At 36.8% G+C, this 24,808-nt stretch carries 19 protein-coding genes and 1 riboswitch; of the genes, 9 read left to right on the top strand and 10 right to left on the bottom strand.

Annotated elements, in window-relative coordinates; genetic code table 11:
* Positions 1 to 975, top strand: a complete 975-nt coding sequence (serB, locus tag GYX25_RS10130; protein WP_174787305.1) for a phosphoserine phosphatase — start codon at positions 1 to 3, stop codon at positions 973 to 975.
* A 9-nt stretch (positions 976 to 984) separates the two neighbouring features.
* Complete coding sequence (gene radA, locus GYX25_RS10125; protein ID WP_091350518.1) at positions 985 to 2,364, top strand: DNA repair protein RadA; 1,380 nt, start codon at positions 985 to 987, stop codon at positions 2,362 to 2,364.
* A gap of 87 nt (positions 2,365 to 2,451) precedes the next feature.
* On the opposite strand, the gene ppnN is transcribed toward radA, so the two are convergent.
* Entirely contained in the window at positions 2,452 to 3,828 is a 1,377-nt protein-coding gene (gene ppnN, locus GYX25_RS10120; RefSeq protein WP_160403169.1) for a nucleotide 5'-monophosphate nucleosidase PpnN, read from the bottom strand.
* A 254-nt stretch (positions 3,829 to 4,082) separates the two neighbouring features.
* On the opposite strand from ppnN, the gene GYX25_RS10115 reads away from it, so the two are divergent.
* Positions 4,083 to 4,880: a hypothetical protein gene (locus GYX25_RS10115; RefSeq protein ID WP_091350513.1), complete on the top strand. Its 798-nt coding sequence runs from the start codon at positions 4,083 to 4,085 to the stop codon at positions 4,878 to 4,880.
* Between the two features lie 37 nt (positions 4,881 to 4,917).
* Positions 4,918 to 5,904 (top strand): putative type VI secretion system effector, encoded by a 987-nt coding sequence (locus GYX25_RS10110; RefSeq protein WP_091350510.1) that lies wholly within the window; start codon positions 4,918 to 4,920, stop codon positions 5,902 to 5,904.
* Between the two features lie 77 nt (positions 5,905 to 5,981).
* Here GYX25_RS10110 and GYX25_RS10105 read toward each other — a convergent pair whose 3' ends face one another.
* Positions 5,982 to 6,305: a hypothetical protein gene (locus GYX25_RS10105; protein ID WP_091350508.1), complete on the bottom strand. Its 324-nt coding sequence runs from the start codon at positions 6,303 to 6,305 to the stop codon at positions 5,982 to 5,984.
* Positions 6,306 to 6,344: 39 nt separating this feature from the next.
* Positions 6,345 to 8,987, bottom strand: coding sequence for a tetratricopeptide repeat protein (locus GYX25_RS10100; protein ID WP_174787304.1), 2,643 nt, complete (start codon positions 8,985 to 8,987; stop codon positions 6,345 to 6,347).
* A 345-nt stretch (positions 8,988 to 9,332) separates the two neighbouring features.
* Between GYX25_RS10100 and GYX25_RS10095 the strand changes: the two genes are divergently transcribed.
* Positions 9,333 to 10,799 carry a hypothetical protein gene (locus GYX25_RS10095; protein WP_174787303.1) on the top strand — a complete coding sequence of 489 codons (1,467 nt, stop codon included), beginning with the start codon at positions 9,333 to 9,335 and terminating at the stop codon, positions 10,797 to 10,799.
* A 622-nt stretch (positions 10,800 to 11,421) separates the two neighbouring features.
* Here the strand turns inward: GYX25_RS10095 and GYX25_RS11290 are convergent.
* Positions 11,422 to 11,550, bottom strand: coding sequence for a hypothetical protein (locus GYX25_RS11290; protein ID WP_255457080.1), 129 nt, complete (start codon positions 11,548 to 11,550; stop codon positions 11,422 to 11,424).
* Between the two features lie 689 nt (positions 11,551 to 12,239).
* Between GYX25_RS11290 and GYX25_RS10090 the strand changes: the two genes are divergently transcribed.
* A complete protein-coding gene (locus tag GYX25_RS10090) occupies positions 12,240 to 13,934 on the top strand; it encodes a hypothetical protein (RefSeq protein WP_174787302.1) in 1,695 nt (564 codons plus the stop codon).
* 866 nt (positions 13,935 to 14,800) lie between these two features.
* Entirely contained in the window at positions 14,801 to 16,150 is a 1,350-nt protein-coding gene (locus GYX25_RS10085) for a hypothetical protein (RefSeq protein ID WP_174787301.1), read from the top strand.
* 196 nt (positions 16,151 to 16,346) lie between these two features.
* Here GYX25_RS10085 and GYX25_RS10080 read toward each other — a convergent pair whose 3' ends face one another.
* The 3 genes from GYX25_RS10080 to GYX25_RS10070 are packed head-to-tail and all read right to left on the bottom strand — an operon-like array spanning position 16,347 to position 19,710.
* The gene (locus GYX25_RS10080; protein ID WP_174787300.1) at positions 16,347 to 16,982 is read right to left on the bottom strand and encodes a hypothetical protein; all 636 of its coding nucleotides are present in this window, start codon (positions 16,980 to 16,982) and stop codon (positions 16,347 to 16,349) included.
* Between the two features lie 5 nt (positions 16,983 to 16,987).
* Positions 16,988 to 17,623, bottom strand: coding sequence for a hypothetical protein (locus GYX25_RS10075; protein ID WP_174787299.1), 636 nt, complete (start codon positions 17,621 to 17,623; stop codon positions 16,988 to 16,990).
* Positions 17,614 to 19,710 (bottom strand): hypothetical protein, encoded by a 2,097-nt coding sequence (locus tag GYX25_RS10070; RefSeq protein ID WP_174787298.1) that lies wholly within the window; start codon positions 19,708 to 19,710, stop codon positions 17,614 to 17,616. The genes GYX25_RS10075 and GYX25_RS10070 overlap by 10 nt, the downstream gene beginning before the upstream one ends.
* A 408-nt stretch (positions 19,711 to 20,118) precedes the next feature.
* A riboswitch (molybdenum cofactor riboswitch) is annotated at positions 20,119 to 20,244 on the top strand.
* Here GYX25_RS10070 and moaA point away from each other — a divergent pair.
* Complete coding sequence (gene moaA, locus GYX25_RS10065; RefSeq protein WP_174787297.1) at positions 20,238 to 21,212, top strand: GTP 3',8-cyclase MoaA; 975 nt, start codon at positions 20,238 to 20,240, stop codon at positions 21,210 to 21,212. Its footprint overlaps the riboswitch before it by 7 nt.
* Here the strand turns inward: moaA and gluQRS are convergent.
* From gluQRS to folK, 3 genes are all read right to left on the bottom strand, one after another.
* Complete coding sequence (gene gluQRS / locus GYX25_RS10060; RefSeq protein WP_174787296.1) at positions 21,192 to 22,079, bottom strand: tRNA glutamyl-Q(34) synthetase GluQRS; 888 nt, start codon at positions 22,077 to 22,079, stop codon at positions 21,192 to 21,194. The two genes, moaA and gluQRS, sit on opposite strands and share 21 nt — an antisense overlap.
* A 33-nt stretch (positions 22,080 to 22,112) precedes the next feature.
* A complete protein-coding gene (gene dksA, locus GYX25_RS10055; RefSeq protein WP_091350103.1) occupies positions 22,113 to 22,568 on the bottom strand; it encodes an RNA polymerase-binding protein DksA in 456 nt (151 codons plus the stop codon).
* A gap of 141 nt (positions 22,569 to 22,709) precedes the next feature.
* On the bottom strand, positions 22,710 to 23,192 hold the full coding sequence (folK, locus tag GYX25_RS10050; protein WP_091350098.1) for a 2-amino-4-hydroxy-6-hydroxymethyldihydropteridine diphosphokinase: 483 nt from the start codon (positions 23,190 to 23,192) through the stop codon (positions 22,710 to 22,712).
* Positions 23,193 to 23,420: 228 nt separating this feature from the next.
* Here folK and GYX25_RS10045 point away from each other — a divergent pair, with 228 nt between their 5' ends.
* Positions 23,421 to 24,779, top strand: coding sequence for an MmgE/PrpD family protein (locus tag GYX25_RS10045; protein WP_174787295.1), 1,359 nt, complete (start codon positions 23,421 to 23,423; stop codon positions 24,777 to 24,779).
* Positions 24,780 to 24,808: the final 29 nt, after the last annotated feature.

The following is a 24,808-nucleotide window of genomic DNA, read 5'->3' as shown; positions in this document are numbered from 1 at the left end:
ATGGCTTATATACTTACCTACAATGATCTTCCTGAAAATATCCAACATTGGCAAGGTTTACCACTTTCATTAAATGGGTGTGAAGTGGTTCCGTTGGATTATAATGCTGGTAAAACAGGTTGGATTATTTATGGCAAAAAGCTAAATAAAACCATCTTATCAAAATTCCAAGATCAGCTTGCCATGCCTATGGTGATTGTTTCATCATGGAAAATCAAAACTTACCAAATTGTTCGTATTGCCGGGGTGATACCTAAAAAAGCCAAATCGATTTCATTAGCATTAGGTATTGATGTTGCCCCAATCGATAATTTACCCACGCTACGCTCCCCGGGGTTACTTGTTATGGACATGGATTCGACAGCGATTGGTATTGAATGTATTGATGAACTTGCCAAATTGCAAGGGGTTGGTGAACAAGTTGCCACAGTGACCGAACAAGCAATGCGTGGTGAGCTTGATTTTGCTAGCAGTTTACGCAAACGAGTGGCAACCTTAAAAGGCGCACATCAAGCTATTTTAGATCAAGTCAAAGATAATTTACCGCTGACTTCGGGGCTGACTTATTTAGTAAAAGAACTGCATAAAAAAAACTGGCATGTTGCCATTGCGTCGGGGGGATTTACCTATTTTGCTGATCACTTAAAGCAAAAGTTAAAACTAGTTGATAGCTATGCCAATGAATTAGAGATTAAACATGGCAAATTAACCGGTAAAGTCAAAGGGCAAATTGTTGATGCCAAATATAAAGCAAGAACATTACAACAGCTAGCGTCATCATTGGAAATTCCTATTGAGCAAACGGTCGCCATTGGTGATGGTGCCAATGATTTGATGATGATCCGTATTGCGGGTCTTGGTGTTGCTTATCATGGTAAACCGAAAGTGGTCGAAAAAGCACGAATTAGTATTAATTATGCTGATTTAACAGGATTATGGTGTATTTTATCCACCAGCTTATTAAGTGAAGGTTAGGAGATTAAATTGGCAAAAGCAGTAAAACGTGCTTATGTTTGTAATGATTGCGGAGCAGATTACCCGCGTTGGCAAGGACAATGTAGCTCATGTCATGCTTGGAACACCATTACCGAAGTTAGACTTGCTAGCACATCATCGCGTAACGATCGGTTAACGGGTTATGCAGGTAGTGGTGCTGGGCAGGCTAAAATTCAGAAATTATCCGAAATCAGTTTAGAGGCATTGCCTCGGTTTTCGACTGGATTTTCAGAATTTGACCGCGTGCTTGGTGGGGGGGTTGTGCCGGGCAGTGCTATTCTTATTGGTGGTAACCCGGGAGCGGGTAAAAGTACATTGTTACTGCAAACCATGAGTAAGCTCTCTTCGCAAATGAATACTCTTTATGTCACTGGTGAAGAATCCCTTCAACAAGTGGCGATGCGTGCCCATCGCTTAGGGTTACCTGCTGATAATATCAATATGCTGTCCGAAACCAGCATTGAACAAATATGCTTACTGGCTGATCAGTCACAACCTAAACTAATGGTGATTGACTCAATTCAAGTAATGCATCTGACTGATATCCAATCATCCCCCGGCAGTGTTGCACAAGTACGCGAAACAGCGGCTTATTTAACACGTTTTGCCAAAACCAAAGGGATTGCCATTATTATGGTTGGGCATGTAACTAAAGATGGTTCGCTTGCAGGGCCAAAAGTGCTTGAGCATTGCATTGACTGTTCAATTTTATTGGATGGCGATGCTGACTCACGTTTTAGAACACTGCGAAGCCACAAAAACCGCTTTGGTGCAGTGAATGAACTGGGTGTGTTTGCTATGACCGAACAAGGTTTAAAAGAGGTTAGTAATCCATCAGCCATCTTTTTAAGCCGTGGAGATGAAATGCTACCCGGTAGTTCGGTTATGGTACTGTGGGAAGGCACGCGCCCATTACTCGTTGAAATCCAAGCCCTTGTCGATCACTCTATGTATGGTAACCCAAGACGTGTAACTGTTGGTTTAGATCAAAATCGACTTGCGTTACTGCTTGCTGTGTTACACAGGCATGGGGGATTGCAAATGGCCGATCAAGATATTTTTGTTAATGTGGTTGGTGGTGTTAAAGTAACCGAAACCAGCGCCGATTTAGCGTTAATTTCGGCCTTAGTGTCCAGTTTCCGTAATCGGCCTTTACCTCAAGATATTGTGATTTTTGGTGAGATTGGCCTTGGCGGCGAAATTCGCCCCGTACCTAGTGGACAAGAACGCATTTCAGAAGCTGCTAAACATGGTTTTAAAAAAGCAATTGTACCGATTGCCAATATGCCTAAAAAGAAACCAGAAAATATGCAAATTTTTGGGGTAAAAAAAATATCAGAAGTGTTAGATATTTTAAGTAATTTTTAGCTAAAAATACACTTAATTGCCTTACCACTGAGCGACCTTGGCGGTAAGGCATAAATAGAGTATTAAAGTTAGGTTACCAAATAGGCACTAATAACAGAGCTCATAACATGGTTGATAAGCCGTTCCGCCCGGTAACTTCATACGATCTTGCTTAATAAAGCTACGCAATAAATTATCCATTTGTTTCATAATTTCGCTATCGCCTTGTAACTTATAAGGACCTTTTTCAGCAATTTGTTTCATACCAAACTCTTTAACATTGCCAGCGACAATACCTGAAAACGCACGACGCAAATCAGCGGCTAACAGTTCGACCGGTTGATCACGATGAAGATTTAATGACGCCATATTGGCATGTGTTGGCTCAAAAGGATGTTGCAATGATTCATCGATTTTTAATAGCCAATTAAATCCATAAGCATCGCCGGTTTTTAATCGTGAAGATTTAACGTGCTTAACACCCTCTTTCATAATGCGAGCGACCTGTTCCGGCGAATCAATCACAATTTGATAAAGCTTAGTTGCTTCATCGCCTAACGTGCTACGAATAAAATTATCGATAGAAGCGAAATAGGCTTCACACTCTTTAGGGCCAGTTAAAATCAACGGCAATGTTTGCTGTTTATTGGCTGGATTTAGCAAAATACCCAAAATATAAAGTAGCTCTTCGGCTGTACCTGGTCCACCTGGAAAGATGATAATGCCATGCGCCATTCGCACAAACGCTTCAAGACGTTTTTCGATATCGGGCATAATAATTAGCTCATTGACTAACGCATTAGGGGGCTCTGCGGCGATAATTGACGGTTCAGTCATGCCAATAAAACGGCTCTCTTTATAACGCTGTTGTGCATGACCAACAGCGGCTCCTTTCATTGGCGCTTCCATCACACCGGGGCCACAACCAGTGCAAATGTTCAGCTCACGTAAACCCAATTGCATTCCCACTTGGCGAGCATAGTAATATTCGTTTTCATTAATGGAATGTCCACCCCAACAAACGATCAAATTAGGCTCTTCGCCTACATGTAGCGCATTGGCATTACGTAAAATCGAAAACACAAGGTTAGAAATATAGAATGAATGATCTTTTTCAAGCTTGATATTTTCTATTAACTCTTTAATGGCAGTAATTTGACTATTTAAAAATAAAATATCGCGTAATACAGCAAACAGATTGGCTTGAATAGAGCGGATGATTTTGCCGTCAACAAAAGCGCTTTCTGGTGCATTCACTAATTCTAATTTAACACCACGCTCTTTACTGATCACATTAATTTCAAAAGACTTAAATCTATCTAACAGATCTTTGGTGTTATCGGTTTTGCTGCCGGCATTTAATGTTGCTAATGAGCAATTCCGATATAATTGATAAAGCTCGCTGTTTGCTGACTTTTTTAAAATATCGACTTCAGCCTGAGCGAGTAAATCCATTGATCCTAATGGGCTAATATGGGTAATCATCACAACCTCTATTTTGACGGTTTTATCAACAAAGCGATTATTATATACTCAAACTGATTGAATAGGAAAAGTGGATCAATTTAATAAATCCAACACTTTGTTTTTAATTGATAATTTTGAATAAATGTTCAAAATTAAGTAACTTATTTTGAGTTAAATATTAAATGAATTAATTTTTATTGTGGTTAATAGCTGAATCATGCTATAAAATTATTTGGTATTTTAATTATGAAATTCAACAAGGTATAGAGTTAATGAGGAATGATTTTTACTTATTAAAAGGAACTGTAAGTTGTTTACAAGTAGATAAAAATCCGCAACAAACTGACACTAAGCTGACGATGACGGATCGAATAGAAAAAGATTTTTATGCGGTGTTTTGTTCAATTATAGCATTGATTTGCTTTTTTATTTGTTGTCGTCCGCCTTTAAGGGGGCAACGCTTTTGTTGCCAGATCGGCAATAAAAAAGTAGAGGGAAGGCTTAACAGGATTGGTTTTAATGAGGGCGATTATGTTGAAATGCTTGTTAAGCCGAAAAAAAATGATGTTTACCAGCCTTATGCCGTACGAATTCCGAAACAACATGCGATAATTTTCCCGCAACATATTGGTTTAACAACGTTCCCACTTTTAAAAGTTATTTTTATTTTGATGACGGTATTTGCCGTTGTTTTCCTACTTATTTTGTTAATTATTGAACTAGTTAACGATTGTTCATTAAATTATATTTTTAACATATTTAAATACTGTTTTTTGGGGTGGATCATTGCAATTATTGTTTCTTTTTTGATAGGTGGAGGAGGATACTCTTTTATTTCTAATCAAATTTATGCCTGTTTTGGGTATGAAAAACCGTGGAAATATGATTCTGAAAAAGAAAAGGAACGCTTTAAAAAATTGTATCGAATCAATGATCCTGAAATATTTAACGATCCACAGAGCCCGGACTTTGAAAAATTCAAAGAATTTAAAGCATTAACAAATTACTACTGTAGAACGCCAACTTTACCTAATTGGGTTAAAGTCATTGATGAACGAAACAAAAAATAACAAATAATTCAACAGATAAATATAAGGAATAAAAAATATGGAACAGAATATAGGCGATAGCCATTATTACCAAATTATTACTGGTTATATCACCGATCTGGAGGTCTATGACACGCGAGAAAGTTATCTTAATGCTCGCAAACTAGCTGGACGCCCTGATGTCAATTTACTAACAATAGGGCATTTAGATTTAGTTTCTATGGCTAATAGTATGAAAATAACTTCAGCAAAAATTGAAAAAATTGATTACGATACAGCCGATATTGAGCAGTATTTTTGCTGTAAATTAGGTGATAAGGTGATTGAAGGCGCATTTTGTCGAACCTTTTTTAATGAGGGAGACTACGTGGAGGCGGTTGTTGATCCACTAGCTGGTGGAAGCTATTTTGCTTATGCATTACGCCGTCCTGCCGATAAGCTTTTATGGTTACATCCTTATGCAACAGAGGGAACAGAAGCTGGCAATTCAAAACTAAATATACCTATTTTACCGCGTCTTTTCCTTATTGGTGCTGGAGGATTGGGGGTATTTACTTTCTTTTATTTTGTAGTAATGGCCTTTTCTAAAAATAATTTTTCGCTACTTCTTATGGCTGTTATGGGATTATTTTTTATTTTACCAACTTATTTATTCTCTTCTGCATTAAAAAAATCAAAATCCGGTTCTGCTATTGCTGATAAGATTTTTGCGACTTTGGGGTATAGTAATCCTAAAACGTTTGATATTGAAAAAGAATATAATGTTTTTGTCGACAAATTATTCGATTTATATAAACAATATTGTGAAAATCACAATGGATATTTAGCGACTGATGAAGATACATATAATGAGTTTATTGATCATTATATACATCAGCAATCAGAAGATGATTCTCAGGACGATATATTACTAAAACAATATTTACGTCAAACTAAAAAAATAGACGGGATTCAATGGGCATTCTTTTATGTTAATACGCCAGCCATCCCTAGCTATATTAACGTTATTCATACCGAAAACCACGATGACAGCCATGGGCAATAATGGTTAGTTGTTGAGTGTTTTATTCAGTTCTGGAAACAAAAACACGGGCAAAATCCCGTGTTTATTGTTATTTGGTTTTATAGTGGTATACAATTTTCAAGAAATTTTTGCTCATTATCATAGCTAGAAATAAAATTATAACTTATTGGGTTATCGCCATATTTGATCGATACAATGCATTTAAATGCAACGGTTTGACCTCTAGAATTATAAAGTTCTTGATTTGTATCATAAATTTTTACCACCTTTTCCTTGATGGGGAAAAATGATTGAATGGAAAGATTATTTTCCTGCCATAAATAATATCCGCCACTTATTGTTAATATTAATAACACTATAGCAAATACCCAAAATTTTGAGCGGGAAGTTGTTTTGCTCGATATAATAATTGAATCATTCATCCCTAATATCCTGTATTAACTCGCTAAACTTAAACATACCTATTCTTGGTTTAATTCCACATGGGTTAAAGGAAGAAAACGATATAAATTACGGTATTGATTAAGTTTATCATTCGTTTTTGTTAATTCTTCTGCTGTTAATTGTGCTTTTAATTCTTGTACTTTATTTAATGCTTGGGTTTGATTATGCTCTACCAATAAACTGTACCAAACATAGGCAAAAATGTTATTTTTTGGAATATCAACACCTTGCTCATGCATATCGGCAAGTTCAAACCACATTTGATAAATATCAGAAGATGAAAGCATGTTATCAGCATAAATATATTTCGGCTCGGTATAAGTCTGTTCAGGCAATGCCGAAACATAATTGGCTAAATCATTCCTTAATAAAATCGCTTTAGTATGTTGGTAAATGCTATTGGGAATTTGATGATAATCAGAATTTAAATAAGAATCTAAAGTATAATATCTGATAAGTAATTCGGCAGCATTAACATTACCTGACTTAAGCAACATTTTGATTTTTGAAAGGTATTTATCATCTCTTGAATCGTAATATCTCTGAGTATTATTCAATAATTCAATGATCGCATAATGATTTTGATTATCTGCTAAATTATTAAGCTCTTTTTGATATTGCTCATCTGTTTTGGTAAATTTGTAGTATTTCAATTTTAAGAATTGCTTATATTGATCATCCTTATAGATGCTATCAATCCAAGAAAAAATTAAATTTTGCTCTGGTGTACAAAGAAAATAATTCTTATTTAATTGTTTAACTAATTCTCTCTGCGCCAAGGTATTGCCCTGTGTTGCCAACTCAATTGCGGCTTTGCAACCCTCATAAGTTTTTAGACCATTACGATCAGAATTATGTTTTGTAAGATGATAAATCACTTTAGGTGACGGATTATTTGCCTTTTGTACCTTTAGCCAATCCTCACCATCAACCATTACCGTTGGTGAACGGTAAGTTTGCTGATGCTCAATGTATTGTGTAGTTAACCATTCAAATTCAGGGTGTGATTTGTCGATAGTGATCAAAAAATTTTGTGCTGGCACATAATATTGTTTTGCCGCTAAGTCAAGATATCGCCAAGCTTCATGATAATTTTGCTCAATGTTTTTGCCTAAATAATAAATTACCCCTAACCGATAATTTGCCACTGCATCCCCTAAATCAGCGGCCTGCTTATAATATGATATTGCTGTGTTGGTATCTTGAAGAATAAAATCATATAACGTACCAAATCGGTATAAAATTATTGGATTATTTGGCTCAATTTTCAATGCAGCTTGGTAAAGCTTGATTAATTCATTGCTTGACTTACCCATAAGGTTTTCAGCATCACGATAAAAACCATAAGCAATTCCACGATGTTGAGCTAATGCCAGCAAAGGAGAAGTATGAGGGAATTCTTCTAAATCGCTATAGGATTGTAGCTCTTTGTCAAGTTGAGCATAAAAAATTTGTTCATCTTTTAAATTATCACCAAAAATCGCTTCTACGGTTTTACTGGCGTTTTCAATATAAAGATTATTGGCATAATCGAGTGTAGCTTGTATTTTTTTAAATTTATCAGGATAAATTGTTTCAAAAAAAGCACTATATTCAATTGTTTGGTTATTATCGATATTTTCATAAATAGGTTTAATTACATTAAGTAAAAACTGCTCTTGCAGGGTTTGTTCATTAGACGATTGAATATCGAAATTAACATCAGGATTAATGTTCATCCCTAAATGATAATATGTTGCCGCTTCCTTGGGATCCCTTTCAACGCCTAAACCGTTTAAATAAAGCCAAGCTAGTTGAAAAGCCATTTTTTGCCTAGTCTCATCTTTAAGTGATCGACCTTTAACAAATTCAATTAACCATTTAGCTGCCCATGGGTAATTAGGTTGTTCTGATTTTGAACCATCTATCTGGCCTCCGTCCAAAAAATAGTCGACTATCTCGGTTGCTGCATCCCATTCATCATTATATTTCATATTCCCCAAACTCTGTTCAAGCCAATATAAAGCCATTTTGGGGTTATTAACTTTATTTTTATAGAGTTGATAAAGTTGATATTGCGGTGCATCGTAAGATCCAAAATCATCACTTTGGCTTGCCATTTCATAGTATTTTATTGCTTTATCATAATCAGCTTTAACCTCTATGCCTTGATGATAAAGCTTACCTAATACATATTGAGCTAGACCTACGCCATTTTTCATTAATTGCTTGTCAAATTTACTGTTTCCTTCAGTTAGACTAAGTTTTGCTTTATCTGAAATGGGTGATGCGGCCTTTTCTAACCAATACAAACCTTTTTTAATATCTTTAGCGACTAATTCTCCCTCAATATAGGCGATGCCCAAGTCTGTTTGGGCAAGGGGGGATGGGGATGAATTTTCGGCTGCTTTAGTTAAAAATTCGATATATTTATCGGCCGATTTATCATAGCAACCTTGCAATTTTTTATTTTTTGACTTGAGATAAAACTGATTTGTTTCACAGTCCAAATCTTTATTTTCAACCAAAGGGTTATAAGCATGAGCAACTGTATATTGAGCGACACTATCGTGCTTATTTATAGCCAAAGACCAAACGTTTTGTGAAATTGTATCGGCAAAGGCATCACTTGAAAAAGCACACACCATTGAAAATAAAGATAATAATTTTAAATTTCGCATTAATTATCGTCCATATATATTAATCGCAAACAGCCTAAAGGGTAGTGGTATATCATTAAATTAGCAACATCTAAATCATCAATTCACCGCATAACAGCCAATCAAACTCAATAAAATAAACTGATTTAACTTATTATATTTTATTAAGTTTATTCTGTAATCAATTGGCAGGGTTAACAAATCTTTACAAATTTTTAACAAAAAAGCTAGCGCATTATTAGTCAAGCGGTTATAATTTAAGCGCTTTTAAAGCAAGGGAGTGCTCATTAGTTGAGCGGTCAATTATAAAAAATTCAAATAAAACAAAAATTTACTTGACAGGATAATCGAAATGCGTTACCATGTATGGCACATGGCACATGGCACATGGCCTGCCAAACCTATGCCCTAAATCTTTTTCAATATCATCGTAGTCAAAATCAGACTCCATTCTTATTTTTATCACCGAGGTCGAGGTGTTTATCTTTTCTATCTAAATTACCAGACTTATTTAGATTACCTAGATTGTTGTTGTTCTTTGCGTCATTGCTCTTGCTGTCGTATTCTCAGAGTTCACAGGCATTAACGGCACAAACCACAAGGGTAATTGAGGGAGGTGCGCCGTATTTTACGTTTGACGGAGGTCGAACGAGGGTAACTTCAAGGGATGACTTCGTTGCTATAACGTTGCCGGATGGTACAAGGATTACACCATCAACAAATACATCAAGTGCGACAAATCCGATAATATTACCGGCAGGGAGTACATTAGGTGATATAGGAATGTTGGTGCCTCAGGGATATATTTCACGGGATTTAAGTGACTTAGTAGCATTGGGCAATTGGGGGGATGATGATGGGGATGGTCAGAGTACAAATGGTGTAACAGCAACAGGGAGAATATCGGTTGGTTTCTCTGACAAAGATGGTCGTAGCGTAAGTCGTAATGACACATTAAATCCTTGTAAGGCACCTTATAGAGTGAGATTAGATGTTACACATAGTAGTTTAACTACACAGTATGGTGTTCCTAATAGTAGTACTCTCAGTAGTCAGCAAGTGACGTATTACATCAAGCCGGATTCTACTGGTGGTTGTTACTTTGTGCAATCGGTCAGGCCGAATCTCACCCGTGGCACAGACAATAAGATAAGCCCATCTAACATATGGGACCCTAATAAGGGTTTTTTAACTCAGTCAACAAGTCCATCATCTTACGACCAAAATTTTCCTAAAACGGATGCTGATGGATTGTATTTTGACTTAGAGATGCCTGCAGGAGTTAATGCAGGTCAGTTGACATGGTCTGTTGTCACGAATGGTGATATAACAGCTACGGTGACAAGTGTAGCAGCTAATGATAGATGGATTCCTAGTGTTGATAGAGGAAAAGTTGTTGCACGAGTTAAGTTAAGCGGTCCTAGGGCGAGTGGTGCTCAGATAAATTCAGATAATCCTAGTCCTCTAGATGTACCAGATTTGCCACAGACATTTGAGTTGGTGGGTAGGGATAGTCGAGGTAATGAGGTTCGTTATGGATTTGTGTTAAAGCAGTGGTTCGTACATAGTGGTGGTAGAGATGCTGGTTTTAATTACCATTCCTCTTGGTGTGGTCGTTTGGGTTATAGGGTTCCGGATATGGTTGGTATAAAATCGTTTTTACATGTGTGGGGCGGTGTGAACATGTACTCCAATGCGAACTTCCCCAACAGATGCTTCTGGTCAAGTACTCCTGTCAGTGATCGTGAACACTACGCTTTTACTTCGAGCGGCAGGCTCCTTTTCGCCCTAAACACAAACGGATGTAATGTCGCGTGCGCGACACCTTATTAGCTTTTTATATCTTAGTCATTAATTCTTGGACCGCGGGGCAGTTATTGTGCAGATAGAAGACAATTTATCAAAGAACAGCGACCTGCGTAAGTTAGGGTATATTCCTTTAGGGGGGCGCTGTTGCGACGAAGCCACAATCGCGCCGCCCCCGCCCCCGACGCAGCAGGCGCTCGGTCTTAACGCACCGTTTGTGGACGCGTTCCAGACGCACCACAAACTCGCCAAACGTTCTGTTTGGCGTGCTAACCTCGCTCTGTTGTCGGCACATTCTGACGCCGGAATAAGACAACAACATAGCCTTTAGTGCTTTTTATGAGTTATTTTTGTGTTAAAAAGCAATGCAATTACATCCAAAAAGTGGTCAGGAAAGGTATTGATTTTATTGAAATTTTTATTTTTCTGTTTTTAAGATAAATCAATCACTTACACAACCTAAGCAAAGCGCTGACACACAACAAATCAACAAAACCACGAATAGCACCCTAATAACAGCAAATTAACCGCTCCAAACCCTTTTTTTAACGAAAATTTAAAATTAAATAAAATCAACAAATTATAAAAAACCTCAAAAAAAGGGTTTTCAAAGATGAAATTGTTGTTTATCTTTATACAGCAAGATTTATCAAATCTTAAGCTCTACCTTAACGCCGTGTAGGCGGTTTAGAAATTCCAACCATTCAACTTTTTCAGCACCTATTTCCTTAACGCCGTGTAGGCGGTTTAGAAAGTTAATTGTTAGTGTGATTTTCATGTTGTACCCCTTAACGCCGTGTAGGCGTTTAATTCAAATAAAATCAACAATATAATTATAAAAGCATAATATTTTCCCAAAAAAGATGGTTATGTTGTTTGTCTTGTTCCGGCGTCAGAATGTGCCGACAACAGAGCGAGGTTAGCACGCCAAACAGGGATGTTTGGCGAGTTTGTGCTGCGTCTGGAACGCATCACAAACGGTGCGTTAAGACCGAGCGCCGGCGTCGGGCAGCCGAAGGCCACATTCTGCAGCCAAAGCGTGGGTTGTTAGGGAATTCGCTTTAATTCCCTAACTCGGACGTGGTCACTGTGGCTATTTTGTTTACCAAAGGTCAAAACGTCCGAAACCACCGTACCTAATTCATTCTATCCACCAACCCAAAAAGGCCTGATTTTCCGCTCAAAAATCGGTCAGAAAAGGTATTGATTTTATTAAAGTTTTTATTTGGTGGTTTTTAGCCAAAACCACCACCCAAACCCTTCCCAAAAACACACCAACATAAGCTGACTTAAGCCTTAACAAAACCTTAAAATTTTTAACAAAAAAACTAGCGCATCATTAATCAACCGGTTATAATTTCATCGCTTTCAAAGCAAGGGAACGCTCGTTAGTTGAGCGGATAATTATAAAAAATGTAAATAAAACAAAAAATTACTTGACAGGATAATCGAAATGCGCTACCATGTATGGCATCTGGCATCTGGCATCTGGCATGCCAAACCTACGCCCTAAATCTTTTTAAGTTTCACCGTAGTCTAAAACAGACTCAATCCTTATTTTTATCACCTAAGTTATCGAAATCATCAAGCTCAGAGAGCTCACTAAGTTTACCGTTAGGGTTATCTCCAAGCCCAAGGTTCAAACTTTTCTCCTTCTTATCAAGGTCTTCATTGGTCTTTGCGACGTTGTTGTTATTGCCGTATTCACAAAGCTCTCAGGCATTAACGGTGTTTACTTCAAGGGCAATTGAGGGGAGTGCACCATCTTTAACGTTTGATGGGGGTGTAACGAAGGTAACAACGACTGACACGCTATTGGCCATCACATTGCCGGATGGTACAAAGGTCGCACCGTCCACGAATACATCAAGCGGAATAAATCCAATCATTTTACCAACTGGGCGCACTTTAGGTGATATAGGCACGTTGGTGCCGTCATCAGTCGGTCTAGTTAGTGGTGCCTATTCAGTGAGTTTAAATGACCTAATTACTCAAGGTAATTGGGGCGATGACGATGGAGATGGACAGGGTACTAACGGTGTTACTGCAACGGGGAGTATATCGGTAAGTTTTACTGATAAGAATGGCCGTACAGTAAATCGTAGTGATGCATTAGATATATGCAATGCACCTTATAAGGTAACATTAAATAGTACAGGAGGACGTTTAACTACCCAGTATGGTGTGCCGAATAGTAGTACTTTTGGTGGAAGTTCAGCGGTGTATTATATAAATCCGAATGAATCACCTAAAATCTGCTTTGCAAGGCCGAATTTGTTATTCGGTGGTTCTACTGGCATCTCTTCTTATGATAAACCTCACTTTGCCGGTCCAACTAACATATGGAATCCCAATAAGGGTTTTTTAGTTCAGTCAACAAGTTCGTCATCTTACGGTCGTAATTTTCCGACGACGGGTGCTGATGGATTGTATTTTGATTTAGATATAGGTGGGGTGGATGCAAGTCAATTGACGTGGTCTCCTATTACTCAGGGTGGAATAACGGCCACAGTAAGTTGGACAAGGCCGTATTCGGGTACATTTGAAGACCCTGAAGGAAATATCGTGACAGCCGATTACTGGATTCGTGATAAATCAAAATATGTAACACGAGTAACGTTAAGAGGCCCTAGAGAGAGTAGCGCCCAGATAAATTCAGCTACTCCTAGTCAACTTACAGTACCATCTTTGCCACAGACCTTTGAGTTAGTAGGTAAAGATAGTAGTGGTAGGGTGTTAGTTAAATATGGATTTGTGTTAAAGCAGTGGTTCGTGCATCGGGGTAGTAAAGGTGATATTCAGTCTAACCAATCCTCTTGGTGTAGAAGTTTGGGTTATCGTTTGCCACGGGTTAAGGATTTAACTAATGCAGTATGTGGTAGAGTGTGGAGTAACCCATCCGCAGATTTTCATTGTGAAAGTGTTGTTGGCGCCACGCCATCGTCATCTGGTAATCATTACCAACGTAGAATAGGGGCAGGATTTTTCACTGAGTGGGGTTACATGTCTAATTACGCCGATGTAGGCTTCGTCGATGAGTATTACTGGACAATCGACGCAACAACAACTGATACTGGCTCTAGTGTCCTCTCGCACAACGGCGTCGTCAGTGGTGCTGGTGTTCTCGCCAATAGTTTATTTGTTGTTTGCACCACACCTTAGCTTTTATTTTTTAGTCCTTAATACTTGGGTTGCGGGGAGCGGTTATGGTGCAGATTAGAGGATAATTTATCAAAGAATTAAGCCTCCGCGTAAGTTGGGAGCACTATTGGTGTTGCGCTGTTGCAGTTTAAATTCGTGAGTCATTTTAGTGCGGCAAGGTTTCGGACGTAGTCACGATAGCTATTTTATCCACCCAAGGTCAAAACGTCCGAAACCACTGCACCCAATCCATCCTATTCACCAAAACAAAAAAGTCCTGATTTCCCACCCAAAAATCGGTCAGGAAAGGTATTGATTTTATTAAAGTTTTTATTTCATTGTTTTTAAACAAAAAACACCTCCTCCCAAAAAACACCCAACACTATTTTATTTATCATATTTCCCCATCATCTCATTAACTTAATTGAATTTATTCATCATGAGTAATTGTATGTAAACCTTCTTTACTATGATTTATTCGCCTTGCAACTAAAAGAAGTGGTTAATTGTTTTTAATAAGCTATACTCTCAATAGTTTGTGATAAATCAAAAATTATTTTATAGACTAATAATTATAAAAAACCAAATAAGGAAAACACTCTTGATATATAGGATATTATGCAACATAGCTACAACCGCTGGATATCGCGGCATTATTTTTTTATCTTTTTCAATATTTGTCTGGTCAACTTTTGAAAGTTGACATTATTTCTATCCTAAACCTCTGTAATGTACACACAAAAAATTGTCGTCACACTTTAGTTATAATTTTTAATAAGTGGTCATGTTTTGGTTTAAAACCACAATTGCGATTAACGCGTCATTCGCGGTTGTGTTCATCGTTGACTTTTTTATTGTCACATAAAATATCTTTAACGTCGTTGATTTTGCTGCCATATTCCGTCAGTTTGCAGGCATTATCCGTCAATACTACCAATACTACCAATTCTATTAATGGCTCGGCGCCATATTTTACGTTTGATGGTGGACGAACCAAAGCCACTACGACTGATAGTTTGTTAGGTATTACTTTATCTGACGGTACAACAATCACTCCTTCAACCAACTTTTCGACGATCATAAACCCAATAGTATTGCCTAATGTAAACGAAACTTTTACTGATGTGGGTATGTTGATGCCAGTAACAAGAAACTCTATACCGCTAAGCTCGCTTGTTAATGCAAGGTATAACTATTGGGGGGATGATGATGGCGATGGGCAAGGAACTAGAGGTGTAACCGCAACAGGCCGTTTAACTGTTGATATTCGGGATAAAAATAATAAAACCGTTGCTCGTAATGATACCTTAGATATTTGTAATGCACCTTATAAATTAGTATTACGTAACACTAATGGTAGTTTAACTACCCAGTATGGTGTGCCTAACCGTAGCATATTTACTGCTGATACAGTAACTTATTACATCAATCCAACATTATCCGCTAAAGTCTGTTATGCCAAGCCCGGGTTGCAAGAAGGTGTTGGTAGGTTTGCTGGTCCTGCTGATATGTGGGATACAAGGAAAGGATTTATCAGCCAATCTACCTCTTCCGATTCTTATAATCTTAACTTTCCAACTGTGGGGGCTAATGGTTTATACTTTGATTTGGACATAGGAGGAAGTGGGCTGCTGACTTGGGCTCCTGTCACTCAGGGGGGTATAACCGCCAATATGACGCCTAATGCCAGCGGTACTAGTGTGCGTGTCATGTTAACCGGTCCTGCAGCCACTAACGATGAACAGAGTAATGATTTACCTGGCCGACTTCAAGCCGGCATACCGGTTTTACCCCAAATATTCGAATTAGAAGGTAAAGATAGTAGTGGTAGAACCGTTGTAAAATATGGATTTGTTTTACAGAAGTGGTTTGTTAACCGCGGCTTGAGAACCGCGAAAGCGGCTAACATAACCGCTTGGTGTACTAGTTTAGGTTACCGAATGATAAAAGTAAACGATGTCACCAATGCCGTTTGTGGCAATAATAGCTATTGTCAAGGCTCAGTTGGCGCTACACCGCCATCAAGTGGTAGCTATTACCAGCGTCGAATTAATGCTGGTTTGTTCAGCGAATGGGGGCGTATGTCAAATTATTCTGGTGCGGGTTTTTCTAATTTTGCTTATTGGACAAGTGATGTTACTAGTTCGAGTGTATTTTATGTCTATTCATATAACGGACGAGTTTACAAAGGTAATCCGGCTACTGGCAATTATCATGGACTATGTGTCTATCCTTAGGGGGCGTGTTTTACTTGCTTATCGTTGAGCGGTGAATGGTATGCTGACTTAATTAAGACGAAGTAAACAAAGAATAGTTGCCTAGCAAAGATGTTTTTTAATATGAAAACGGAATACGATAATAATAAATACGCTAACGTGAGTGATAGCACGGTATGCTTTTCTACTTTTTGTCCGTGCTATTTTTTGTATTTTGTTAATGCTTTAAGGTGATGAGATCTGTTTGTTCAATTCCTGTGTCGTAGGTGTCTTTTGAGTCAAAATACGTTGCTCTTGCATCAAAGAGGATTTCGTTGTTGAGTGAAATTCTTTTATAGTATTGTTCCAGTCGCTTATCCTGTGCCCAAGCGGGAATATTCGTATAATGATAGTAATAATAGACCCATTTTCCTGAGTCGACTTGGTAGTTGGTATATTCTATTTTGACGCTTTGAGTTTTCTCGATTTTATCTAGGATTATATTACCAAAGCAGAATGCCCCTTTACTGCCGATAAAGTATTTTTTCCCTTCTTCAGTTAATTGATATCTTAATCCTTCAATTTTGGTGGGGGATCTAGGCAGGGTGGTTATATCTGTATTGGCATCATAATATTGGGCTGTGATGTTTTTGGTTTTTAAGAATTTGAGATCGACAAATAGGTCGAGTATTTCAGTTTGTTTATCGAAAAACACATCGTTAGGAAAGATGTTTTGGTTATTTGGCAGGAAATAACATAATGCACGATTATCTTCTCTACTTAAAGTTTCTTGTAGCGTTTGCTTATAATCTACATTATTGCAACCAAATAGTAGTAAGCTGAAAGTAGTTATCAGTGGATATTTTAGATTCATGATAATTAATCCCAATAGTTTTTAACAATTAAGCCAATACCACGGCTATAGAGCTTTTTTGTTTGTTCATCATAATAAAACCTTACGGTATCGGTTTTTAATTCATTTTGGGGTATTAATTTGGGGGGTAATTTATCAATAACATATTGATATTCAATTTCAATATAATTGCTATACGGCGTTATTTTGGTTACCGACTTGACAATCACTTTGCCAAAACAAAATCCTGACGAACTCAAGTTAGGCCATTTTCTATAGTATTTTTTGCCTTCTTCGGTAAGGTTATAGATATAAACGATGCTATTTTTATCCATTCCGCTAATTTCAATTTGTTCTGTTAACAAGCCTGCTTCTGTTAACGTTTGTAATAGGATCAATGTGTCAGAGTCGTATCGTCTGTCAAATATATAATAAGGCGCAGTCATTACTATTGATATGCATTTTATTGGTTCGCCATTACCGTTTATGGTGTCAAATCGTTGTTGGATTTCATTTTGCCATTGTTGTTCAGTTAAATTAAAAACCTCGGGCAGTTTTTCGAGTTCGGATTGGCTTTGTTGTGGCGGAGCATCACACGCATTTAGAGTGAGTCCGATTATTGTTACAGCTATTGTGCTGAGAAGATATTTTATTAATTCCATAAGGTTTTTCCCTCTTTTATTGGGTATCGGTTTTCCCTGAAGGAAAATAACTCATGGTAACTATTTAATTCAGTTTGCGTCGGATATTTTTCAAAGAGTGTGGTTATCGGTAGTGGAAAGCAAAATTCTTTATCTAAATAAATAAATTTATTGGCAGATAATGCCGAGTCTTTTATTGATAATTTGCTGCAAGGATAAGTCGAGCTGATATCGGCCTTTTCAAAAACCTTAATGCGATTAAGCCAATCAAATTCCATGGGCTTAAAATCGTTATAATCGTCGTAATAATCGTTTTTAAACACAATGATGTGGTCTTTGGCAAATTTTATATATTCGATAATTTGACTGGTTCTGTTTTGATCGCTTTCTGCTATGTGATATCGATAGCCGAATTTTAAACTTTGGTTTTCAAAATCAAATTCAGGGTCGATTAACCATTCAAATTTTTGATAGTCTTTGTATTCTTTATAATCTTCTATTCTTGAAGAAATTTTTGTTTTTAAATTTTCGATGTTGGTTTTGTCATCAAATAACTTTTTGACTTCAAGTAAGTCAATAAATCCGAGTTTATAAACATTTATACATAATCGGTTTTGATTGTCATAAGCTGGCGCGACAAACCTGTCACAATGTTCTGTGTTAGATGGGTTGTATTTTTCACTATATATATATCCTTCCGGTATACTTAGTTCTGCGATACCTTCAATTTTAGTTGTGTTGGGACCTGTAAGATAAATATCACCTTTTTCGAATGTAAATGGATTGGTATTTTTGTTGGATTGAATTTGTGTAAAATAGCGGCTGATTTCGGGAACTTTATCTTTTGGTATTTCAATCGCTTTACTTTCTTGCTTTTTATGTCGATAACTGTTGTCGTTATCGGTTTTTGCTGATTGAATATAACGATCTAAAAGACATTCTCGCTCAAGGTCTGTTGGCCAGACTATTTTGTTTTCTGCATTTTTTAATACTTTTACATCGCGATGACAGTGACTGTTTTGTTCTGAACCAACGATGTCTTCGTAAAGTAAGATGTTGCCATTTACATCAAAGATCGATAATAATATTTGTTTATCATTATCATTATCACTATCACTATTTTTATCTTTATTTTTTGGAGTGGTTTTTTGGGCATAGTAGAGTTTTTCTGTGCCAACTTGAAGAAGGGTATAATTATTATATTCACCAATTGTTTTGCCCGTAATATCAATCAAACGTTTTTTAGAATTATCACTATCTTGTACCCAACTTGCTGTACCATATAAAGGCGATACGGCATAGTACTGATTTTGATAATGCATTTTCCCATCATAATCATAAATTTGATAAACATGATAACCATCTTGATAATTGCCTAGCCAAAAATAACCTGCTGAAAGGTTTTTGGGGATGCAATCAAAATTAGTCGTCCACGCTTTGGAACCAACATCGGTTTCTTTGCCTGTTTTGCTATTAACTAGATATTGGCTGTTATTTTTTTTACATAGCTGCATTATTGTATCGGATGTGATTATTTTGCATTGTGGTTTGGTTTGGGATTGCGTTTTTTGTGTCAGTGTTGTTTTAGGGAGTTTTTTAAAAAATTTACCTTGTAGATTTAAATAGCCTTCATCATATTCTGGGGTAGTTACTTCGGCATAACCGTTAATGAAGGGGCCGATTTCGAGATAATAACGCCCTTTGGGTGTAATTAGATTACCATCGGTATCAATGACAACCGATAATTTTGTGTCTTGATAATAATAGGCTATTCGTTCTTCGCCTAGATAAGTTAAGGTGTCAATGGTTTTAAACTTCAATATGTCGCCTTTTTTTTCAAAAGCAAATTTAAAATTATCTATCTTTCTTATATTGCTGTAGAGGAGGCTATCGCTACTATTGGTTAACTGCACAATCCAATAATGATCTTTGTATGTTATTGAGTTAATTTTTTGGCTGTTATCAATAATTACTGTGCCATCACGATCAAATAGTAGGTTGTTATAAGTAATATATTGGCTAGCATTATCAGCTAACGCGAATGTTGAAGATAATAATAAGCTTAAGTTTGTTAGGTATTGGACGAGCTTGATTATTTTTTTATTCATTATGGTAAGTAATTTTCCTTTTCAATTTTATTTTTGATTAAGTTGTTAGATAAACGATGCTCATTTGGAAATGAATGATTTAATTGCACGATTTATTGATAGTTAATCTGTTTTCTATAAACACGCTGTTATTGAAAACATCTACTATGCGACAACTTAAACTCTATTCCTTGGTTTATTACCGGTTGCTGATTATAATCTATAATATAGTCAATGAATTAAATCAAATTTATAAAATAGCATAAATTAGCATAATGTAAATTTATTTATTCATAATAAATAAGATATTAGGTATGTATAAATATTTTTCTTATGAATACCTTGTCTATAAGTAAGTCTTCATTGCCGGATAACAAGGTCGCTTGCAAAGGTCGATTTGTTCATAGTCAAAAAATAAAGTCTATGTTAGACTGAATCAAACTCTGAAGCTCTTTTGCCTAAGTGATATTTCAATTCATATGGTGGATTAGCCGCGGTATAGCACAGAAATGGCTATGCTTCCCGATTTGGATAAGGTGTTTAAATATATGCAATTAGTTGATAATTATCAGCGTCGATTTCAATATCTGCGTTTGTCGATTACCGAGCTGTGTAATTTTCAGTGTCAGTACTGTTTACCCAATGGTTATCGACCTAACAAGGCTCATAAATTTTTGTCGCTCAGTGAGATTAATAATGTTGTTGCAACATTTACTGAACTTGGTGTGCGTAAAATTCGGTTAACAGGTGGCGAGCCCACTTTGCGTCGTGATTTTATGGATATTTTGTCGATGATCTCTGCTTACCCAAGTGTGAAAGAACTCGCCATTACAACCAATGGTTCTCGTTTATTAAAAAATATTCATAATTGGCATCAAGCAGGTTTGAATGCGATCAATATTAGTATTGATAGTCTGTCTCCGCATTTATTTAAATTAATTACCGGTCAAGATAAGCTTAAAGAACTAATGCAATGTGTGGATAGATCATTAGAAGTAGGTATAAAAAAAGTCAAAATTAATACCGTTTTGATGAAAAATATGAATGATAATTTAGATGATTATTTGTCATGGATTAAATGTCATCCAGTCGAATTACGTTTTATTGAGCTGATGGAAACTGGTGAAAGCCTTGATGTGTTTAATCGCTATCACCAGTCCGGTAGTTTGATTGAAACACAGCTAATTGCACAGGGTTGGCAATTGCAATCTAAAAATCCGCTATCAGGTCCAGCTAAAGTTTATGTTCATGACGACTATCAAGGCAAAATTGGGCTGATTATGCCGTATTCAAAAGATTTCTGTAAAAGTTGTAATCGATTGCGCGTATCATCAATAGGTAAGTTGCATTATTGTTTGTTTGGTGATGCCGCCGTTGATTTGCGTGATTTGCTCCAAAGTCCAGCGCAACAGCAACAATTAATTGCAAGAATCTTTTCTTCGCTAATGATCAAACCAGAAAAACATCTGTTACATGCTCATAATGTCGGTATTACGCCTAATTTATCCTATATTGGTGGATAATTGGGTATTTTGTTTTGGTACATTCATCAGTTGCCAATGCTGTATTGCCCAATCTAAAAGTTGCTGTTGTGTGGCATCTTGCCAATCTTGTGGTACACATTGCCCTAAAAATTGCAGAGCTTGAACAGTTAATGCTTTAAGATTGTTTAAATCAATCGGGTTGGCATGGTTTTGTTTTGATAGCTTATTGCCGTTGTTATCGAGTACTAGCGGTAAATGGCAGTAGCTTGGCACAGGAAAGCCGAACAGTTGATACAGTGAGATTTGTTTAGCGGTAACCGGTAATAAATCTGCTCCACGCACAATTTCAGTAATACCTTGCTGATGATCATCTAATACCACCACTAAATTATAGGCAAATAAGCCATCTTTACGATGAATAATAAAATCTTCTTGTGCGTTAGCTTTTTCGACGGTTTGTAAGCCAAGAATTTGATCAGTAAATTCAAAAACAGGATGATTTTGTTTTAAACGAATGGCAACTTGTTTATTATTGCTAGATAAATGCCGTTCACGACAAAAATTATCATAAATACCATTGCTCAGATTTTGAATTCGCTGTCTAGTACAATCACAATAATAGGCTTGTTGATTATCAATGAGCGTTTGTAAAATGGCTTGATAACGTTTGCTGCACGATGATTGGTATAAAACCTCATCATCCCAATATAAATTTAGTGCTTCAAGAGTTTTTAATATTAGTGATGATGCCCCTTTGACTTCTCGTGGTGGGTCGATATCTTCAATACGAACCAACCATTTACCGAGGCAAGATTTAGCTTGGAGATAACTCCCCAGCGCCGTTACCAACGAACCAAAATGTAATGGTCCTGATGGTGAAGGGGCAAAACGACCGATATAATGCATAGGTCTAGTTGAGAATGATGGATGGAGCTGGTGTTACATGCCCATCTGTTTTTCGCGAAGTTCCGCAAGTGTTTTACAATCGATACATAAATCTGCTGTTGGTCTTGCTTCTAAGCGACGAATGCCAATTTCAACGCCACAAGATTCACAATAACCAAAGTCGTCTGATTCAATTTTCTTTAATGTTTTTTCGATTTTTTTGATCAGTTTTCGTTCTCTATCTCGAGCACGTAATTCTAAACTAAATTCCTCTTCTTGTGTTGCTCGATCGGCTGGATCAGGAAAATTCGCAGCTTCATCTTGCATGTGAGAAACTGTTTTCCCCATTTCATCTTGTAATTGAGTAAGCCATGCTTTTAATATCAATTCAAAATGTTTTAATTGTTTAGGGTTCATGTACTCCTCGCCTTGTTTTTCTTTATAAGGCTCAAGCCCCGCAATTGAAAGCAGGCTAAGAGAAGATGTATTTAACTTTTTTTCCTTTTTCACAGCAATCCCCTTAAGTACAGATTATTTGCAAGCGGTAAACTATATCAATAAATTAGCTATTGGCAAATTTTTTTTATTATTTTTTATGTACAAAAAATAAGCGAAATAGTGCAACTGTATGTTATTAATTAAGATAAGTAGCTATTCCCACTTTTTTAATCCATTTTTAGGGCATTTAGTTACTAAGTCGTACAGCTTATCGTTATCTGGTAAAACAAGTTCAGGACTGATGTCATACAGTGGGTAGAGCACAAATTCTCTGTTTTTCATGTGGTAGTGTGGAACGGTGAGCCTTTCACTTTCTAGTACTAAGTTGTCATACAATAAAATATCAAGATCTAAGGTTCGAGCACCCCATCGATTGTCTTTACGTACACGACCTTGCGCTTTTTCTATGGATTGTAGTTCGTCAAGTAGTTCAATCGGAGATAAATTTGTCGTTAGTTCTATGACGGCATTAAGATAATCATTTTGGTTTTGTGGACCAAGAGGTTTGCTTCGGTAAAAAGGAGAAATAGCCGTAACTGTTGTGTTAGATAGCTGCTTTAATGCCGCAATTGCACGATTGGCTTGTGACAATGGATCTTCAAGATTACTGCCTAAGGCGATATAACAAGTTGACATAATAAGATGTTAAATTTTTGATTTGATTATTTTTTGTAGGAAGTATTTTAACATATAAAATAATGGCTAAAAATGATTATATCAATGGCGTATACGTTATGATTTTAGGTTATTAGAATATAACTACTTAATCTTTAACCTGTGGCTAATTATACGTTATTTTAGCTATTCCAAAGTAAACCAGTTTCACTAATCACTTATCGACTTTGCTGAGTTTGAGAGTTTTGCATGAATTTAGGTCAACAGTTAAGTTTTTTAATCAGAAATACGCCAATAATCAGTGACCCTCAAGTTATTGATTGTGCTATTAATGGGATAACTGATTATTTTGCTTGCACTTTACAAGCTTGCCATGAAGATGATGTTCATAAATTGCTAGCATGGATAGCAGATGAAGGCGGTAATGCCAGAGCTTGGCTAATTGGTCAAAAAAAGTTAGCTAGCGCAAGGCAAGCCGCGCTACTTAATGGTTTTCAAGCCCATTGTTTAGATTATGATGATGTACATTCAGATGTTCGCGGTCACCCCTCTGCCGTTATTTTATCTGCACTTATTGCCAGTGTTCGATTAGATAATGCTGAGCAAACAATTGATGGCCGGCGTTTTTTAACCGCTTATGTTATTGGTATCGAAGTGATGGCCTTATTGGGACAAAGCATTAATCCACAGCATTATGAAAAAGGTTGGCATGCAACTATTACTTTGGGTGGGATTGCGGCAACAGCGGCTATTTGTTATCTCTATGATGAGTCGTTTTTATCGCAAGCATTAACGTTAGCGGCGACTCAAGCATCAGGTATGCGTTTGTTAATGGGCACGCCGATTAAGTTTTTGCATGCTGGGATAGCAGCCCAGCATGCCATACAAGCGGTTGAGTGGTTAAGAGCGGGTATACATGCCGATCAGGATTTTTTAGATGACAAATTAGGTTTTTTGGCTATTTATGGACAAGGTAATACACGTTTTGATTTAAGTCATTGGGGTAAAACTTGGAAGATTGTGCATCCCGGATTATGGTTTAAAAATTATTCTTATTGTTCAGCTGCTGCTTATATTGCTGATGCGGGGCAATTGCTTTATCGGAATGCTAACTTTAGTGTTGATAAGATTGAGAGTATCACTATCTTTTTTTCTCCACCACAAAGTGATGCAGCGTTAATTTATCAAATGCCTTTGCTTGCTGAACAAGGGCGTTTTTCGGCTGAGTATGTTTTAGCATTAACTCTTTTAGGGTTGCCACTTAGTTTTGAACAGTTTTCAGCAAAACCTATTGCAAATGGCATAAAAAATTTGATGCAGAAGATGAAACGAAGCTATCAAATACAACTTACCCCCCATCCACAGGCGTATAATCAACGTTATGTTGTTGTTGAGATTGTTAATAGTACAGGTGAAAAGTTGAACCAAAGAATTGACCTTCCAAAAGGTTCGCCAAAAAATCCATACAGTCAGCGAGAATTATCATTGAAGTTGGTCAAAGCCGTAGGTGACCAAAAGACCACAGATAATTTATTGAAAGATATTCGTGCGCTTGCGGTCGGTTTAGATCTGCATACATTTTTATTGTCATATCTTTTAAAGCTTTAACGATTAAAAACTCATTTTGTGGTTAAGTC

It is taken from the genome of Gilliamella sp. ESL0254, from assembly GCF_013344985.1.
Taxonomy (GTDB): domain Bacteria; phylum Pseudomonadota; class Gammaproteobacteria; order Enterobacterales; family Orbaceae; genus Gilliamella; species Gilliamella bombicola.
The sequence above is the reverse complement of the archived record's forward strand: the minus strand, read 5'-3'. Positions and strand labels throughout refer to the sequence as shown.

Excerpts from the sequence above, each read along its gene's own strand:
- GYX25_RS10090 (WP_174787302.1), top strand. The coding sequence starts at position 12,240 with ATGGCATCTGGCATCTGGCATCTGGCATGCCAAACCTACGCCCTAAAT.
- GYX25_RS10115 (WP_091350513.1), top strand. The coding sequence starts at position 4,083 with ATGAGGAATGATTTTTACTTATTAAAAGGAACTGTAAGTTGTTTACAA.
- serB (WP_174787305.1), top strand. The coding sequence starts at position 1 with ATGGCTTATATACTTACCTACAATGATCTTCCTGAAAATATCCAACAT.
- GYX25_RS10070 (WP_174787298.1), bottom strand. The coding sequence starts at position 19,710 with ATGAATAAAAAAATAATCAAGCTCGTCCAATACCTAACAAACTTAAGC.
- GYX25_RS10095 (WP_174787303.1), top strand. The coding sequence starts at position 9,333 with ATGGCACATGGCACATGGCACATGGCCTGCCAAACCTATGCCCTAAAT.
- gluQRS (WP_174787296.1), bottom strand. The coding sequence starts at position 22,079 with ATGCATTATATCGGTCGTTTTGCCCCTTCACCATCAGGACCATTACAT.
- GYX25_RS10105 (WP_091350508.1), bottom strand. The coding sequence starts at position 6,305 with ATGAATGATTCAATTATTATATCGAGCAAAACAACTTCCCGCTCAAAA.
- GYX25_RS11290 (WP_255457080.1), bottom strand. The coding sequence starts at position 11,550 with ATGAAAATCACACTAACAATTAACTTTCTAAACCGCCTACACGGCGTT.
- moaA (WP_174787297.1), top strand. The coding sequence starts at position 20,238 with ATGCAATTAGTTGATAATTATCAGCGTCGATTTCAATATCTGCGTTTG.
- GYX25_RS10110 (WP_091350510.1), top strand. The coding sequence starts at position 4,918 with ATGGAACAGAATATAGGCGATAGCCATTATTACCAAATTATTACTGGT.
- GYX25_RS10080 (WP_174787300.1), bottom strand. The coding sequence starts at position 16,982 with ATGAATCTAAAATATCCACTGATAACTACTTTCAGCTTACTACTATTT.
- ppnN (WP_160403169.1), bottom strand. The coding sequence starts at position 3,828 with ATGATTACCCATATTAGCCCATTAGGATCAATGGATTTACTCGCTCAG.
- GYX25_RS10100 (WP_174787304.1), bottom strand. The coding sequence starts at position 8,987 with ATGCGAAATTTAAAATTATTATCTTTATTTTCAATGGTGTGTGCTTTT.
- folK (WP_091350098.1), bottom strand. The coding sequence starts at position 23,192 with ATGTCAACTTGTTATATCGCCTTAGGCAGTAATCTTGAAGATCCATTG.
- GYX25_RS10075 (WP_174787299.1), bottom strand. The coding sequence starts at position 17,623 with ATGGAATTAATAAAATATCTTCTCAGCACAATAGCTGTAACAATAATC.
- GYX25_RS10045 (WP_174787295.1), top strand. The coding sequence starts at position 23,421 with ATGAATTTAGGTCAACAGTTAAGTTTTTTAATCAGAAATACGCCAATA.